The following is a 589-nucleotide window of genomic DNA, read 5'->3' as shown; positions in this document are numbered from 1 at the left end:
GCCAATGTCAATAGCGATGGTGTCCTTGGCCAAGTTGCACCTTAAATCAGTAAAGAAAGCTTCCTCCATAACCCAATCCCCAATTCCGTCGTGTTCTGCGAGCCACGAGCAGAATTCAACCTGCCACCATTTTTCCCATCCAGTTATACCGACATCGTCGATGAGATCGAGTGCGCGCTTGACAGATCCTCTGTCAAAGAAATCGCTGACGTGATCTCTGACAAATGAGAAATCATCTTCGAATTTCGCAAGATCACTACTCATTCAGTTACTCTTTTTTGCGGCCCAACAATGTTTAGGCCGATCCGCATAAGAACCGGATCTGCCATGTTCTATACGCGTATGCATACCACACCTTCAATAATCGTGAACAATATCCCATGATCGACGCCCATTCAATGAGTTGTGCCTGATCGACCATTGATCACAGGTTGTTATGCGGATCCACATAACATTCTTCCCGTATTGGATTCACATGCCATCCAACGGACTGCGGACACGTGCAGGCCTCCGATGAAGAACATGGATATCGATGCTTGTCGTTCGTAGATCGGTGTACCCCAACAGCCCATGATCTGTGCGAAGCTCG

At 47.7% G+C, this 589-nt stretch carries 1 protein-coding gene; it reads right to left on the bottom strand.

The genetic code is table 11. The features are described from left to right. Positions 1-264 (bottom strand): hypothetical protein (locus E8D52_18650; GenBank protein ID TKB65094.1); only part of this gene is annotated, 264 nt, incomplete at its 3' end. Positions 265-589 lie beyond the last annotated feature (325 nt).

The sequence above is a fragment of the Nitrospira sp. genome, from assembly GCA_005116745.1.
In the GTDB taxonomy this organism is placed as follows: domain Bacteria; phylum Nitrospirota; class Nitrospiria; order Nitrospirales; family Nitrospiraceae; genus Nitrospira_D.
Note: the sequence above shows the minus strand (reverse complement) of the source record. Positions and strands in the feature narration are given on the sequence as shown.